Annotated in this window: 15 protein-coding genes; 7 read left to right on the top strand and 8 right to left on the bottom strand. The window is 65.8% G+C overall.

Translation table 11 applies throughout. The features are described from left to right. Positions 1 to 20 precede the first annotated feature (20 nt). Complete coding sequence (gene doeA, locus ABGX75_RS14930; RefSeq protein WP_035413636.1) at positions 21 to 1220, bottom strand: ectoine hydrolase DoeA; 1200 nt, start codon at positions 1218 to 1220, stop codon at positions 21 to 23. 182 nt (positions 1221 to 1402) lie between these two features. On the opposite strand from doeA, the gene ABGX75_RS14925 reads away from it, so the two are divergent. Together ABGX75_RS14925 and ABGX75_RS14920 are read left to right on the top strand one after the other, a co-directional pair. Continuing rightward, complete coding sequence (locus ABGX75_RS14925) at positions 1403 to 2806, top strand: PLP-dependent aminotransferase family protein (protein WP_011508026.1); 1404 nt, start codon at positions 1403 to 1405, stop codon at positions 2804 to 2806. Between the two features lie 94 nt (positions 2807 to 2900). Beyond that, positions 2901 to 3833 carry a glyoxylate/hydroxypyruvate reductase A gene (locus ABGX75_RS14920; RefSeq protein ID WP_110061165.1) on the top strand — a complete coding sequence of 311 codons (933 nt, stop codon included), beginning with the start codon at positions 2901 to 2903 and terminating at the stop codon, positions 3831 to 3833. Here ABGX75_RS14920 and ugpC read toward each other — a convergent pair. From ugpC to zwf, 7 genes are all read right to left on the bottom strand, one after another. Continuing rightward, positions 3827 to 4939, bottom strand: coding sequence for a sn-glycerol-3-phosphate ABC transporter ATP-binding protein UgpC (gene ugpC / locus ABGX75_RS14915; RefSeq protein WP_035413633.1), 1113 nt, complete (start codon positions 4937 to 4939; stop codon positions 3827 to 3829). The two genes, ABGX75_RS14920 and ugpC, sit on opposite strands and share 7 nt — an antisense overlap. 39 nt (positions 4940 to 4978) lie before the next feature. Continuing rightward, the gene (gene ugpE, locus ABGX75_RS14910) at positions 4979 to 5824 is read right to left on the bottom strand and encodes a sn-glycerol-3-phosphate ABC transporter permease UgpE (protein ID WP_011508029.1); all 846 of its coding nucleotides are present in this window, start codon (positions 5822 to 5824) and stop codon (positions 4979 to 4981) included. Continuing rightward, positions 5824 to 6702, bottom strand: coding sequence for a sn-glycerol-3-phosphate ABC transporter permease UgpA (gene ugpA, locus ABGX75_RS14905; protein WP_128691217.1), 879 nt, complete (start codon positions 6700 to 6702; stop codon positions 5824 to 5826). Before ugpA ends, ugpE begins: the two co-directional genes overlap by 1 nt. Before the next feature lie 96 nt (positions 6703 to 6798). Next, positions 6799 to 8115 carry a sn-glycerol-3-phosphate ABC transporter substrate-binding protein UgpB gene (gene ugpB, locus ABGX75_RS14900; RefSeq protein WP_347411106.1) on the bottom strand — a complete coding sequence of 439 codons (1317 nt, stop codon included), beginning with the start codon at positions 8113 to 8115 and terminating at the stop codon, positions 6799 to 6801. A gap of 159 nt (positions 8116 to 8274) precedes the next feature. Further along, positions 8275 to 8937, bottom strand: a complete 663-nt coding sequence (locus ABGX75_RS14895; protein WP_011508032.1) for a bifunctional 4-hydroxy-2-oxoglutarate aldolase/2-dehydro-3-deoxy-phosphogluconate aldolase — start codon at positions 8935 to 8937, stop codon at positions 8275 to 8277. 31 nt (positions 8938 to 8968) lie between these two features. Further along, positions 8969 to 9646, bottom strand: a complete 678-nt coding sequence (gene pgl, locus ABGX75_RS14890; protein WP_347411105.1) for a 6-phosphogluconolactonase — start codon at positions 9644 to 9646, stop codon at positions 8969 to 8971. Beyond that, entirely contained in the window at positions 9646 to 11121 is a 1476-nt protein-coding gene (gene zwf / locus ABGX75_RS14885; protein WP_110061058.1) for a glucose-6-phosphate dehydrogenase, read from the bottom strand. Before zwf ends, pgl begins: the two co-directional genes overlap by 1 nt. A 274-nt stretch (positions 11122 to 11395) precedes the next feature. Between zwf and ABGX75_RS14880 the strand changes: the two genes are divergently transcribed. Genes ABGX75_RS14880 through ABGX75_RS14860 form a run of 5 tightly spaced genes read left to right on the top strand, consistent with a single transcriptional unit; the run spans position 11396 to position 15672 of the window. Then, entirely contained in the window at positions 11396 to 12256 is an 861-nt protein-coding gene (locus ABGX75_RS14880) for a MurR/RpiR family transcriptional regulator (protein WP_011508035.1), read from the top strand. A gap of 42 nt (positions 12257 to 12298) precedes the next feature. Beyond that, positions 12299 to 13150, top strand: coding sequence for a putative selenate ABC transporter substrate-binding protein (locus ABGX75_RS14875; RefSeq protein WP_128691220.1), 852 nt, complete (start codon positions 12299 to 12301; stop codon positions 13148 to 13150). Next, positions 13147 to 13848: an ATP-binding cassette domain-containing protein gene (locus ABGX75_RS14870; protein ID WP_347411104.1), complete on the top strand. Its 702-nt coding sequence runs from the start codon at positions 13147 to 13149 to the stop codon at positions 13846 to 13848. Before ABGX75_RS14875 ends, ABGX75_RS14870 begins: the two co-directional genes overlap by 4 nt. Continuing rightward, complete coding sequence (locus ABGX75_RS14865; protein ID WP_347411103.1) at positions 13838 to 15358, top strand: ABC transporter permease; 1521 nt, start codon at positions 13838 to 13840, stop codon at positions 15356 to 15358. The genes ABGX75_RS14870 and ABGX75_RS14865 overlap by 11 nt, the downstream gene beginning before the upstream one ends. After that, positions 15352 to 15672: a YnfA family protein gene (locus ABGX75_RS14860; RefSeq protein ID WP_347411102.1), complete on the top strand. Its 321-nt coding sequence runs from the start codon at positions 15352 to 15354 to the stop codon at positions 15670 to 15672. The genes ABGX75_RS14865 and ABGX75_RS14860 overlap by 7 nt, the downstream gene beginning before the upstream one ends. Positions 15673 to 15765: the final 93 nt, after the last annotated feature.

Here is a 15765-nt window from a genome sequence, read left to right as displayed (position 1 = left end):
CTCGTCTCGCGTCCCACGGCTCAGCACACGAAGAGCTGGCGGGGGAAGTTGGCCAGCGTCTCGCAGCCAGTCTCGGTAATCAGAATGCTTTCGGTGATTTCCAGGCCCCAGTCGTCCTCCCAGAGCCCCGGCATGAAGTGGAACGTCATCCCCGGCTCGAGGATGGTGTCGTCGGATGGGCGCAGGCTCATGTTGCGCTCGCCCCAGTCCGGGGGATAGCTGATGCCGATCGAGTAGCCGCAACGCGCCCCGCCCCGGTCGAAGCCATACTTGTCCATCGCCGCGCCCAGCGCCATGGCGATGTCGGCGGTGCGATTGCCCGGCTTGGCCACCGCCAGGCCGTTCTCGATCCCCTCGAGCAGGGCCGACTCGGCACGGATGAACGCACTCGGCGGCGTGCCCAGGAACACCGTGCGCGACATCGGCGCATGGTAGCGCTTGTAGACCCCGGCGATCTCGAAGAAGGTGCCCTCGCCCTGGCGGAAGGGCGTATCGTCCCAGGTCAGGTGCGGCGCGGCGGCATCCTTGCCGGTGGGCAGCATGGGCACGATGGCCGGGTAATCGCCACCGAAGACGCGACCATCGGGATCTGTCCAGCCCTCGATGCCCACCCGGTAGATCTCGGAGACCAGCTTGCTCTTGGGCAGGCCCGGCTGAATCACCTCGAGGATGCGCGAATGCATGCCCTCGACGATCCTCGCCGCGATACGCATGTACTCGATTTCCTGCGGCGACTTGATCGCCCGGCACCAGTTGACCAGCGAATTGGCATCCTCGAAACGGGCATGCGGCAGCTCACGCACGAGGCTCAGGTACGCCTTCGCCGAGAAATAGTAGTTATCCATCTCCATGCCGATGATACCGTTGTGCCACCCTCGATCCGGCAGGATCGACTGCGCCAGGTATTCCATGGGATGCATATCGGGATTCTGGACGTAATAATCCGGGTAATAGGTGATGTTGTCCGGATGGATCCAGCAGGTGCGCAGCGCACCGTTGGCATCCATGCGACGCCCGTACCAGACCGGCTCGCCTTCGAGGCCGAGCAGCACGCACTGATGGACATAAAAGGACCAGCCATCGTAGCCCGTCAACCACGCCATGTTGGACGGATCGCTGACGATCAGCACGTCGATCCCTCGATGCGCCATGGCCGAACGCACCTTGTGCAGCCGGCTGGCGTATTCCTCACGAGTGAAAGGCAGGGAAACCTGAGACATGAAGCCACTCGCCCGACAGAATTGCTCATCCCTGTTCTCCCGGACGGGAGGCAGGACCATGCATTCGATGAAATGAATTGTACTGACATAAGGAAGGGAAAAATCAGTACAATTGTCGATCAATGCGTCGCCGACGATACTAGCATTCACGCTCAGCGTGCCGTCAAAGGCTTTATTGTGTCATGACAATTGACCTGACTCCGTATCTGCCGTCCCAGGGGCCCAAGTATCTCGCCATCGCCCGAGCGCTCGCCGAAGCCATTCGCCAGGGCGAACTCACGCCGGGCACGCGTCTTCCGCCGCATCGGTGCCTCGCCGACGCACTGGCGGTCAGCGTCCAGACCGTCTCGCGGGCCTATGCCCAGGCGGAAAAGATGGGCCTGGTGCAGGCCCGGGTGGGCAGCGGTACCTGGATCAACACGCTCGACGACAGCCAGGAGGCGGAATACCTGCGCAGCGCGGACCTCCCCACGGAGGGCGCGCCGGTGGACCTGTCCATCGCCCACCCCGTCTGTCCGCCCGGCCATCATCTGCGCTTTCGCGAGACGCTGCGCGAGGTGGCGGACAGCGCGCATCCCGACGCCATCGACGCGTGCCGCCCCATCGCCGGACTCGCGCATCAGCGCGAGCGCGCCAGTCACTGGCTTCAGGAAACGCTCGGCGTCCCCGGCACCCCCGACGACCGCGTGCTGTGCAACGGCGCCGCCCACGGCGTCATGCTGGCCATCGCCACGCTGGTTCAACATGGCGATGTCGTGCTCACGGAAGCGCTCACCGACCATGGCCTGATCGCCCTGTCGCGCACGCTGGGTCTGCAACTGCGCGGTGTGGCGATCGACGAGCAAGGCGTGATTCCCGAGGCCCTCGACGCTGCGTGCCGCCGCTATCATCCGCGTGCGGTATGCCTGACACCGACCCAGCACAATCCCACCGGCGCGACCATGGATGCCGACCGGCGCGACGCCATCGCCGAGGTGCTGGCACGCCACGGCACCTGGTTGATCGAAGACGACACCCATGCCCTGCTCGAGCCCCCGGGGCTGACGCCGCTGACCGCTCGTCTGCCGCGCCAGAGCTTTCATGTCACCAGCCTCACCAAGGCCACCGTGCCGGGGCTGAGAGCCGGCTACCTGAGCGTGCCACGCGGCCAGTTGCACCACACCCTGCCGCGCCTGCGCGCGACCAGCTGGATGGCCACGCCCCTGATTTTCGAGATCGCCGACCGCTGGCTGGCCGATGGCAGCGTCGAGGCCCTGGCCGAGGAACAGCGCCAGCTGCTCGCCGAACGCCAGCAATTGACCCGCTCGCGCCTGCAGGGCCATGTCATGGCCTCGCGCCCCACGGGGCTGCATGTCTGGCTCGCCTTGCCACGCGCGTGGCGTGCCGAGGAGCTCCAGCAGCAAGCGCTGCGCGAAGGCCTGGCGATCGCCACCGCTCAGCCGTTCATGGTGGGTCAGGGAGCACCGCCGCAACGCGTCCGTCTGAGCCTCGGCGCCGAAAACGACCTCGAGCGTTTCGATCAGGGCCTGACGATTCTCGCGCGATTGCTCGGCGAAGCCCCGCCACCAATGCTACAAAACGTATGACGCGATGACGCACCGGGCGGTTGCCCGCCGTCACGCACGCCACTCATTCATCATCGATCCGCACGCCAATCGATTCGTACGCCACGAGGTTTTCATGCGCATCCTGATTCATGCCGACGACGCCGCGCTCTGGAAGGAACGACTCGCCGCGAGGCTGCCCGACGCCACCTTCGCCATCAGCGGCGAAACCCGCGATTTCCAGGCCGACTACCTGGTGGCATGGAAGCCGCCGGCCTCGCTGTTCGACGCTCAGCCCGCGCTCAAGGGGATCGTCAACCTCGGCGCCGGCGTGGATGCGCTGCTCAACAATCCCTCGCTCCCCCAGGACATTCCCATCGTCAAGCTGCGCGATGCCGGCATGGGCGAGTTGATCGCCGATTATGTGCGCTATGGCGTGCTCCACTTCCAGCGCGACTTCGACCGCTACCGTCGCCAGCAGCACCGTGCCGAGTGGCGGGAACATGCCGTCACGCCCAAGCGCGAGTGGCGTGTGGGGGTGCTCGGCCTGGGCGCCATCGGACTGCACGTCGCCCAGCGTCTCGCCGACGACGGCTACCCGGTGCATGGCTGGAGCCGTTCGCCCAAGGCCATCAATGGCATCACCTGCCATCACGGCGACGATGGCCTGACGACCCTGCTGGAACAGGTCCATACCCTGGTCACGCTGTTGCCCGACACCCCGGCCACGCGACACGTCATCAATCACGAGACGCTGGCCGCGCTGCCCCACGGCGCCGGCCTGATCAACCCCGGGCGCGGCACGCTGATCGACGAGGCCGCCCTGCTCGAGGCGCTGGGCACCGGGGAGGAAGAAAACGGTCGGCTGCGCGGCGCCATGCTCGACGCCTTCCCCACGGAGCCGCTGCCCGGCGACAGCCCCTTGTGGTCGCATCCGCGCCTGTGGATCACGCCGCACATGGCCGGACCGACCCCCGTCGACGAGGCCGCCGAGCAGGTCGCCAAGGCCCTCGGCGCCATGCATGCCGGCGAGGCCATCGACACCGTGGACCCCAAGGCGGGCTATTGAGCCGCGAGCGCCTCGGCGTCCTCGCGCCCCGTCATCGGCACCCGCGCGCCCCGGGCATCGAAGACATGGCAATGAGCCACCGGCAACGCCAGCGACAAGCGCTGCCCCTCGCGGGCGGCGTGGGCGCCATCCAGGCGCACCACCAGCCAGGTCTCGACACCGGGCAGGCGCGTATACGCCAGGGTGTCCGCGCCTAGCGGTTCGAGCATCTCGACCGTCACGTCCAGTGTCGCGGCCGCCTCCTCCGAGGCAGTCGCTTCGACGAGGTGTTCCGGCCGGATGCCGAGGGTCGCCGCGTCTCCCTCGGGCAGGATCGCGGGGAGCGCGACCTGGGCGCCATTGGGCAGCACCACGCCGCCAGCGTGCGCCGTCACGGGCAGGAAGTTCATCGCCGGCGAGCCCAAAAAGCTGGCCACGAAGCGTGTCGCCGGTCGTGCGTAGAGCGCCATCGGCGTGCCGCACTGCTCGACGTGACCGCCGTTCATCACCACCAGGCGATCCGCCAGCGTCATCGCCTCCACCTGGTCGTGCGTGACGTAGACCGAGGTGATGCCGAGTCGCTTCTGCAGGCGCCGGATTTCCAGACGCATCTGCACCCGCAGCTTGGCATCGAGGTTGGAAAGCGGCTCGTCGAAGAGAAACACCTGCGGCTCGCGGATGATCGCCCGCCCCATCGCCACCCGCTGCCGCTGCCCGCCGGAGAGCTGGCGCGGACGTCGCTCGAGCAGGTCGTCGAGCCCCAGCAAGGCGGCGGTATTCGCCACCCGACGGCGGATTTCGTCCTTGGGCGTGCCTCGGTTCTTCAGGGCATAGGCCATGTTGCCGGCCACGCTCATGTGCGGATACAGCGCGTAATTCTGGAACACCATCGCGATGTCGCGCGCGGCGGGTTCCAGCTCGTTGACGCGCCGTCCGTTGATCGCGAGCTCGCCCGCGGTGATCGGCTCCAGCCCCGCCAGGATACGCAGCAAGGTCGACTTGCCGCACCCCGACGGCCCGACCACCACGATCAGCTCGCCATCGGCGACGCTCAGGTCGATGCCGTGCAGGGCCGTCATGCCATTGGGATAGCGTTTGCGGATTCCGTCGAGTCGTAAGGTCGCCATATCGAATCCTCATTGGGCGCCGGTCGACACCGGGCGCGCTCATTTTTCGCTGTCGACCAGCCCTTTCACGAAATAGCGCTGCATCAACAGGATCACTCCGATGGGCGGCAGCATCGCCAGCACCGCCGTAGCGGTGACGTAGTGCCACGGCACCAGGCCATCGGCACTGGTCAACAGGCGCTTGAGGCTGACCACGATGGTCAGGTAATCGGCATCGTTGGTGATCAACAACGGCCACAGATACTGGTTCCAGCCGTACAGGAACATGATCACGAACAGTGCCGCGAGATTGGTCTTCGACAGCGGCAGCAGGATGTCACGCAGGAAGCGCCAGGGGCCGGCACCGTCGATGCGCGCCGCCTCGACCAGCTCGGGCGGCACGGTCAGGTAGAACTGCCGCATCAGGAACGTCGCCGTGGCACTGGCGATCAACGGCAGGATCAGCCCCGCGTAGCTGTCCAGCAGCCCCAGGTCGGCGACCACCTCGAACGTCGGCAGGATGCGCACTTCCACCGGCAGCATGAGGGTGATGAAAATCAGCCAGAAACACAGCCGCCGCAAGGGAAAGGCGAAGAAGACGATGGCATACGCCGCCAGCACCGAGATCGCGATCTTGCCCACGGCGATGCCCAGTGCCATCAGCGTCGAGTTCACCAGCAGGGTCGTCACGTCGGTGCCCAGGCCGCCGACCGCCCCGCCGAGCAGCTCGCGATAATTGTCCAGGCCGGCGTCGCCGAATCCCAGCGGCGCCGTTTGCGAGTAGAGGTCGCCGAGCGTATGGGTGCTGGCCGTGACGGCCAGCCACACCGGCAGCCCGAACAGCAGGCAGCACAGCCCCAGCAATCCATGACTCAGCCAATCCAGACCGGGACGACGATAACGCATCAGTACTGCACCCTTCGTTCCAGGTAGCGAAACTGCACCCAGGTCAGCCCTCCGACCAGGGCCATCAACAACACCGACTGCGCGGCGCTGGCGCCCATGTCCTGGCCGACGAAGCCATCCTGGTAGACCTTGTACACCAGGGTGGTGGTCGCGCCGCCCGGGCCGCCGGCGGTCACCGTGTCGATGGTTCCGAAGGTCTCGAAGAAGGCATAGACGCAGTTCATCACCAGCAGGAAGAACGCGGTGGGCGACAGCAACGGAAACGTGATGGTCCAGAAACGCCGCCATGGCCCCGCCCGGTCGATGACCGCCGCTTCCAGCAGGCTCTTGGGCACCGCCTGCAAGGCGGCAAGGAAGAACACGAAGTTGTAGCTCATCTGCTTCCAGATCGAGGCCATGATCACCAGGGCCAGGGCCTGGGCACCGTCGAGCTTGTGATCCCATGCGATGCCCAGATGACCCAGCGCACCGCTGACCAGGCCCAGCGTGGGGTCGAACAGAAACAGCCAGAGGACACCGGCCACCGCCGGCGCGACCGCGTAGGGCCAGATCAGCAGCGTCCGGTAGCCGCGGGCGCCACGCACGACGCGGTCGGCCATCACCGCCAGCCCCAGCGCGATGCTCATCGCGCCGAGCGCCACTGCCAGCGAGAAGACCAGCGTGGTCCCCAGCGCCTGGTAATACGTCGCATCGCTCAAGACGGCCTGGAAGTTGGCCAGACCGGCGAATTCCCGCGACAGGCCGAAGGCGTCCTCGACGTAGAACGCCTGCTCGATGGCCTGCAGCGATGGCCAGAAGAAGAACACCAGGACGATGGCCAGCTGTGGGGCCATCAGCAGCCAGGGCGTGACGCGGTGACGCTGAAACGGAGCGCTCATGACAATTCCCGAAACCACAGAGACTCGATGACGGCGAGCACGAGCTCGCGAACGGGGCCCCCGCCGAGCGGGCGCCCCGTTCGCATGTCGACGGCGTCAGCGATTGGCACGTTCGAACTTTTCCAGCAGCTCGTTGCCACGCGCGGCGGCCTGATCGAGGCCGTCCTGCGGCGATACATCGCCTGCGAAGACGTTTTCCAGCGCACCGTTGATGATGTCGCGAATCTGCACCATGTTGCCCAGCCGCAAGCCCTTGGAATTGTCGGTGGGCTGGCCGGCCGTGATCTGCTCGATCGCCACGTCGGTGCCGGGATGCTCCGCGTAGAAGCCTTGTTCGCGGGTCAGGTCGGCCGCCGCCTGCGTGATCGGCAGGTAGCCGGAGTACTGATGCCAGTCCGCCTGGACCTCGGGCGTGGACAGGTATTCGAAGAATTCGGCCACTCCCTGACGGTGCGTCTCGTCCAGCCCGTTGAGCACCCACAGCGAGGCCCCGCCGATGATCGAATTGTTGGCCTGCTCGACCACCTCGGCATCGTAGGGCAGCGGCGCCACGCCGAAATCGAAATCGGCATTTTCCTTGATATTGGCGTAGGAGGCCGAGGATCCCATCATCAACGCGCACTCGCCCGCGTAGAACTTGGGCGCGGCGTCATCGAAGCGTCCCCCATAGGCGAAGCGCCCGTCCTTCTGCCAGCGCGTGAGGCGCTCGATGTGGTCGACGACGGCGGTGCGATTGAAGCGCAGCCGCGCATCCGTGCCCTCGAAGCCATTGGCCCGCGAGGCAAACGGCACGTCGTTGATGGCGGAGTAGTTCTCGAGCATGACCCAGGAAGGCCAGGTCGTGGTCAGTCCGCAGCTCGCCGCCCCGCTGTCGACGATCTTTTCCAGCGCGTCGCCCAGTTCCTGCCAGGTACGGGGGATTTCCTCGACACCCGCCTGCGCCAGCCGCTCGCGGTTGTAGTACGTCACCGGCGTCGAAGAATTGAAGGGCAACGACAGCATGTTGCCCTCGGGGTCGGTGTAATAACCCGTGACCGCAGGCAGGTAGGCCTGGGGATCGAAGTCGACATCGGCCGATGCCATCAAACGATGCACCGGTACGATGGCCCCCTTGGCGGCCATCATCGTCGCCGTACCGACTTCGTAGATCTGCACGATATCCGGCCCCTTGTCGGCACGGTATGCGGCGATCGCGGAAGTCATGGTCTCGCTGTAATTGCCCTTGAAGACGGGCGTGACGGTATAGGCATCCTGACTGGCATTGAAGTCGGCCGCGATCTGCTCGACCTTGTCCCCCAGCGCACCGCCCATGGCATGCCACCAGGTGATCTCGGTATTGGCCTGGGCACTTCCCATGCCGGTTCCCAGCGCGAGGACGGTGCCAAGTGATGAAAGCAGCAAAGCACGTTGCATGAAAGGCTCCTTGTTCGGTGCACGAGGCTCGATGCCACTCGCGCCACCCTAGACAAGTAATCTTTCAATTAGATGACCGTTTCACGGCCAAAAAAAAGACCCGCCAATCGGCGGGTCGGAAGAACAGCATAGGCTGTCGAGAGAGAAACGGTCGTCGGCTCAGTGATGGAAGCGCTCGGCGGCCTGGCGCGCCAGTTCGCGGATGCCGTCCCAGTCTTCGTTTTCGACCAGGGACTTGGGCGTCAGCCAGGAACCGCCCACGCACATCACGTTGGGCAGACTCAGATAATCGTCGGCGTTGTCCACCGTGATGCCGCCGGTGGGGCAGAACCGCGCCTCGGGGATCGGGCCGCCGAGGGCCTTGATCGCCTTGGCGCCACCGCTGGCCTCCGCCGGAAAGAACTTGAAGCGCCGATAGCCATACTGCCAGCCGGTCATCAGCTCCGAGACGGTGGCGATCCCCGGCAGCATCGGCACCGGGCTTTCCACGCCATAGCGATACAGGGCCTCGGTGGCGCCGGGCGTGACCACGAAATCGACACCGGCTTCCTCGGCGAGACGGTACTGGGCCGGCGTCAACACGGTACCGGCACCGATGCTGACGCCCGGCAACGCGGCCCGCATGCGGCGAATGGCATCCAGCGCGCAGTCGGTGCGCAGCGTGATCTCGAGCACGTTGAGGCCACCCTCGACCAGGGCCCGCGCCATGGGCACGGCATCCTCGAGGCGTTCGATCACCAGCACGGGAATGACTTCCACCTTCTGGCAGATGCTGTCGAGTTCCGTGGTACGGGTGGAGGGCAGCTGTTTGTCGATAGTCATGGGATGCTCCGGTGGTCGGGAACGCGCTGGCCTAGGGGGCCCAATACGTCGCGATGGGTTGGGAAAGGAAAGCGCGAATCGGCAACTGGCGCACGTCGTCGCCCGCCAATGCCTCGGCCAGGACACGGCGCTTGTCATTGCCGGTGATGTGCAACACGTGCAGGCCGGCATCGGCCAGGCGCGATGCGCTCAACGTGATGCGTGCCTGGGGCACGCTCGGCGCATGCACCGCTACCGCCGCCGCGGTGGTTTCCAACGCCGTCGCCAGCTGCTCGCTATCCGGAAACAACGATGCCGTGTGTCCATCGCCGCCCATGCCGAGGATCACCACGCTGGCCGGCCACGGCAGCGACTCGAGGCGCTCGACGACCGTCTCGACACCGGCCTCGGGCGTGTCATCGCCGGTGGTCAGGGGATGAAAGCACGCCTCGGCGGCCGGCCCCACGAGCAGCGTCTCGCGTACCAGGCGGGCATTGCTGTCGGCATCGTCCGCTGCCACCCAGCGCTCGTCGGCCAGGGTCACGTCGACACGCGCCCACGGCAACGCCTTGGCCGCCAGGGCGGTGAAGAACGGCTTGGGCGTGGAGCCGCCGGACACCACCAGCAACGCCCGTTCGCGCTTGGCCAGATCGGCCTCGAGGGCCTGGGCCACGGTATCCGCCAGACGCTCGGCGAGCCGCTGACGGCCTTCTTGAGTCGTATTCATCATCAGTAGTCTTCGTACCAGGAGCGGCCGTCCTGAGTGATCATGGCGATCGACGCCACGGGCCCCCAGGAACCGGCCGGATAACGACGCGGTGGCATGTTGCGAGCCTCCCAGCCGGCGATCAGCTGGTCGATCCAGCGCCATGCGAACTCCACCTCGTCACGGCGGACGAACAGGTATTGCTGGCCCTTCATGACCTCGAGCAACAGACGCTCGTAGGCATCGGGAATCCGCGTCTTGGGAAACGCATGATTGAAATCCAGGTGCAGCGGCCCGGGCCGCAGACGCATGCCCTTGTCGAGCCCGCTGTCCTTGGTCAGCACCTGCAGGGCGATGCCCTCTTCCGGCTGCAGGCGGATGACCAGCTTGTTGGCCGCCAGGCCGCGCTGGTCGGGATCGAAAATATAGTGCGGCTGCTGACGGAAATGGATGACGATCTGCGACATCTTTTCCGGCATGCGCTTGCCGGTACGCAGGTAGAACGGCACTCCGGCCCAGCGCCAGTTGGCAACCTCGAGCTTCATGGCGACGAAGGTCTCGGTATGGCTCGAGGTGTTGGCGCCTTCCTCCTCGAGATAACCCGGCACGCTCTCGCCATCCACGGAACCGCCGATGTACTGGCCGCGCACCACGTTGCGCGACAACTCTTCGCCTTCCAGCGGCTTGAGCGCCTTGAGCACCTTGACCTTTTCGTCGCGAATGGCGTCGGCGTCGAGGTTCGACGGCGGGTCCATGGCGATCAGGCACAACAGCTGCAGCAGGTGGTTCTGCACCATGTCGCGCAACTGACCGGCCTGGTCGAAGTAGCCCCAGCGGCCCTCGATACCGACCTTCTCGGCGACGGTGATTTCCACGTGCGAAATCTGGTTCTGGTTCCACTGGTTGCCGAACAGCGGGTTGGCGAAACGCAGTGCAATCAAGTTCTGGACCGTTTCCTTGCCGAGATAATGGTCCATGCGATAGATGCGGGACTCGGGAAACACCTCGCCGATGGCGTCGTTGATCTGCTCCGAGGATTCCAGGTCATAACCGATGGGCTTCTCGACCACCACGCGGGTTTCGTCGTCGAGGCTGCCGCTGGCTTCGAGGTTGGCGCAGATATCACCGTAGATGCTGGCCGGCACCGCCAGGTACACCACCATGGGACGCTTGGCGGCCTCGCGCCACTCGCGAATGACGTCGTAACCTTCCGCGGTGGCGAAATCGAGCCGCTGATACTCGATGCGCGCCAGGAAGCGCTCGAGGCTCGCCTGATCCAGCTCGCTGGCCTTGACCCGCTTGCCGAGCGCCTCCTTGACGCGACCCCGGAAATCATCGAGCCCGTATTCCTGTCGGGCCAGACCCAGAATCCGCGTGGTCTCGCCCAGCAGCCCCTCGCGGTCGAGGTGGTACAATGCCGGGTAGAGCTTGCGCAGCGCCAAGTCGCCGAGCGCCCCGAAAAGGGCCAGATCGACATCAGGTGTAGTATCTCGACTCATGACCCAGCCCCCAAAAATCTGGTTAATTTACCTATAAAATAAGCCATTCCAGGGCTCCTCGGCAAACCAATTATGTAACTTTACTACCAAAGCGGCAGGTTTATCATGGCTTCGATGCACGACGCCGCTTGGCGCTCCTGCATCGTCACGCTAGGATGCCTTTCTAACACAATGTCGTTATTTGACTAGGTCGTGTTCGAAAGGGCGGCAAACGCAGCCGCCTTCGTACACGCCCCGCTTCGACCCCCTTGGCAGACAGAGACGCCCATTACGCATGCCAGCCTTCGACTTGATCGACCGTATCCGCTCACGCCTGGACGAGCTCAATCGTTCAGAACGCAAAGTGGCCGACGTGATTCTCAATGATCCCGCCGCCGCCACCGGCATGAGCATCGCCACGCTGGCACAGGCGGCCGCGGTCAGCGAGCCCACGGTCAACCGCTTCTGCCGTAACTTCGACGCCAAGGGATACCCCGATTTCAAGATCAAGCTGGCTCAAAGCCTAGCCGGGGGCACGCCCTATGTCAGCCGTAGCGTGGAACGCGACGACGATGCCTCGAGCTACGGGGACAAGATATTCGGCGCGACCATCGCCGCCCTCGACGACGCCCGGCGCGCGCTGGATGCCAAACGCGTCGAACGTGCCGTCGATTACCTGATTCAGGCCAAGCAGATCAGCTTCTTCGGCCTGGGCGCCTCGGGCCCCGTCGCTCAGGACGCGCAGCACAAGTTCTTTCGCTTCAACCTGCCTGTCACCGCCTACGAAGACGTGCTGATGCAACGCATGGTGGCCGCCGCCACGCATACTGGCGACGTCATCGTCATCGTCTCGTACACCGGGCGCACCCGGGAACTGGTCGAGATCGCCCGTGTCGCCCGCGACAATGGCGCCATCGTGCTGGGCATCACCGCGCCCGACTCGCCGCTCGCCCACGAGTGCACGGAAACCCTCGAGGTCATCACGCCGGAGGATACCGACGTCTACATGCCGATGACCTCGCGCATGATCCACCTGGCCTTGATCGACGTACTGGCGACCGGGGTCACGCTGCGTCGCGGCGAGGATTTCCTGCCGCATCTCAAGAAGATCAAGGACAGCCTGCAGGCCACGCGCTTCCCGGCGCGCGAGGACTGAAACGCGTCCCCATCAACGCCGGCTCTATCAAGGAGTATGCCCATGCGCTGGCTCGTCGCCTGCCTGTTGTTCGTCGTCAGCACGGCCGTCCTGGCCGACACCTTCCGTTTCACGGCCATTCCCGACGAAGACCAGTCGCGGCTCGAGGAACGCTTCGACAAGGTCGCCGCCTACCTCGAGAACGCACTGGGCGTGGAAGTCGAGTACGTGCCGGTGAAATCCTACGGTGCGGCCGTGTCGGCGTTCCGCAACGATCAGGTACAACTGGCCTGGTTCGGCGGACTGACCGGCGTGCAGGCACGCCGCCTGGTTCCCGGCTCCCGGGCCATTGCCCAGGGCAAGGAGGACGCCGAGTTCCGCACCTACTTCATCGCCAACCGTGACAGCGAGATCGACGTGCAGGGCGACGACCTGCCCAAGAACGTGCAGGGCAAGGCGTTCACCTTCGGCGCCAAGACCTCCACGTCCGGACGGCTCATGCCCGAGTACTTCATTCGCGAGCAGTTCGGCGCGCCGCCCAAGTCGCTGTTCTCGCGAGTCGGTTTCTCCGGCGACCACTCCCGCACCATCGCCCTGGTCGAATCGGGTGCGTACGACCTCGGCGCGGTCAACTTCAAGGTCTGGGACGCCGCCGTCGCCGATGGCCGCGTCGATACCGACAAGGTCGATGTGATCTGGAAGACGCCGACCTACCCCGACTACCAGTGGACCCTGCGCGGCGACGCCGACGAGCGCTACGGCGCGGGCTTCACCGGGAAGGTGCGCAAGGCGTTGCTCGACATGACCGATCCAGCGCTGCTGGCGAGCTTCCCGCGCTCGGGCTTCATTCCCGCCGACAACGACGACTATGCCCCGATCGAGGACGTCGGCGAGGAACTCGGTCTGTTGCGGTGAGCGTGGCGACTCTGGTTCGTTTCGATGCCGAGCGCCTGGGGCACGCGCAGCATACGGTGCTCGCCGAGCTCACGCTGACGCTTCATGCCGGCGAGCGCGTGGCGCTGCTCGGCCCCAGTGGCGTGGGCAAGTCGACCCTGCTGGCGGCCTTGCGTCGGCGCCTCGCGCAGCGCGCGGCCTGGTGCCCGCAAGAGCACGGCCTGGTACCGCCGCTGGCGGTCTACCACAACGTCTACATGGGGCGCCTGGAGCGCCATTCCGCCCTGGCCAATCTGGGCAACCTGCTGCGCCCGCGGCGCAATGCCTGGCGCGAGATCCAGATATTGTGCGACGCACTGGGGCTCGACGGCCTGCTCAAGCGGCCGGTGAGCCGACTGTCCGGCGGCCAGCGCCAGCGCGTGGCCATCGCCCGGGCACTGTACCAGGCCCGCGAGGTGTTTCTCGGCGACGAACCGCTGGCCAGTGTCGATCCCCACCAGGCGGAGCGACTGCTGGCGATGATCCAGGCCCGCCACGCGACCTGCGTGATCGCCCTGCATCAGCGGGAACTCGCCTTGCGTCATTTCGACCGTGTATGGGGACTGCGCGACGGCCGTCTGGTACTCGATGCCCCGGTTCGCACGCTCACCCTCGCCGACCTCGATGCGCTTTACCCCGATGCATCACCCCTCACTGACGGGAGCCGGGATGGGTCCTGAACGTGCCCCCGGTCTGCTCGCGGGCGACACCTTCAACCTGAGGCTCGCCCGGCGCTCGCTGGGGCTACTGGCCCTGTGTCTGATACTGCTGCCGTTCGCCGACCTGGCCGTGACCACGCATGATCCGTGGACGGAACTGGGTCGCATGCTCGACGGGCTGCTGCGCCCGGACTTTCTCGCCACCGAATCGCTCGCGCATGCCATCGCCCTCACCGTGGGATTCGCGATCTGGGGCACCCTGCTCGGCATGCTGCTGGGTTTCCCCCTGGCACTGCTCTTCCACCGTTCTCGACTGGTGCGCGGCGGATGCGCGTTCGTGCGCGCCATCCACGAGCTGTTCTGGGCCCTGTTGTTGCTGCAGGTCTTCGGGCTCTCCGCGGTGACCGCCATCGCCGCCCTGGCCCTGCCCTATGCCGGCATTTTCGCCAAGGTCTACGCCGAGATACTCGAGCTCACGCCCCGTGCGCCGGTCGACGCCCTTCCCGAGGGAACCGGGCGTCTCTCGCGTTTCGCGTATGCCGAGCTGCCCATGGTCTGGGCGCGACTGGCAGGTTATACCCGCTACCGTTTCGAGTGCGCCATGCGCTCGAGCGTGCTGCTGGGATTCGTGGGCCTGCCGACGCTCGGCTTTCATCTCGAGAGCGCCTTCCGCGAAGGACGCTATGCCGAAGCCGGCGCCCTGCTGTGGATGTTCTACCTGCTGATTGCCTCGCTGGGCTGGTGGGGCCACCGGCGTCTACTGCCGTGGCTTGCGCTGGGCAGCCTGTTCCTGCTGGGTCCCTGGCCGGACGTCGACGCCACGCTGCTATGGCGCTTCGTCAGCGTCGATCTCTGGCCCCGCCCGCTGCTCGAGGGCGACTGGACGGGGCTGTGGCGCTGGCTCGGCGACATCCCCGACCTGCTGCCGGCGATCGGCAACACCTTGCTGCTGGGGTTGCTGGGCACCGCCGGCAGCCTCGTCGTGGCCTTGCTGGCGTGGCCGCTGGCCAGCCGCCATTTCGGCAACCGCATCACGCGCGTGATGGGCAAGGGCGGCCTGGTGCTCATGCGTTCCACACCGGAGCTGATGCTGGCCTTCATCTTTCTGCTGCTGCTCGGCCCCTCGATGCTTCCCGCCTGGCTCGCACTGGCCTTGCACAACGGCGCCCTGATCGCCTTCCTGGTGGCACGCCACGCGGACGCCTTCACGCTGGACGGCCCGCCGCTTCCGGCCACCGGACGCTACGCCTATGCCTTGCTGCCGCGGCTTTACGATGGCCTGCTGGCCCTGCTTTTCTATCGGGCAGAAACCATCATTCGCGAGACCGCCCTGCTGGGCATGCTGGGAATCGCCACGCTGGGCTTTCACATCGACTCCAGCTTCGCGTACCTGATGTTCGATCAGGCATTCTTCCTGCTGCTGGTCACCGCCGGCCTGAACATCGCCGTCGACGCCATCGCCCGCCGTTATCGGCCTCGCGAGACCTCCTCCCATTGCGACCGCCGTGTACCCGGAGACGCCGCATGCTGACCACGACGCTGCTGTTCATCGCCACCGCCATGGCCGAGATCGTCGGCTGCTACCTCCCCTGGCTGTGGCTGCGCCAGCAAGGCTCGCCCTGGCTGCTGGTACCCGCCGCCGCCAGCCTGGTCCTGTTCGTCTGGCTGCTGAGCCTGCATCCCGCGGCCAGCGGGCGTGTCTACGCCGCTTATGGCGGGGTCTACGTGGTCTGCGCGCTCGTCTGGCTATGGGGCGTGGATGGCGAGGCCCTGCGGCCCACCGACTGGATCGGCGCCGCGCTCGCGCTGACCGGCATGGGCGTCATCGCCAGCGGGTGGCGATAACGAAACACCGTTCAACCTTACGTTTTACTGCGTTTCTCTACGGGCGAACCTGCTAGCTTCTGATGAAGCGAGGCGCACCCCGAGACAGGGCGA

Origin of the sequence: Chromohalobacter sp. (assembly GCF_039830575.1) — a bacterium.
GTDB classification, from domain to species: Bacteria; Pseudomonadota; Gammaproteobacteria; order Pseudomonadales; family Halomonadaceae; genus Chromohalobacter; species Chromohalobacter israelensis.
Note: the sequence above shows the minus strand (reverse complement) of the source record. Positions and strands in the feature narration are given on the sequence as shown.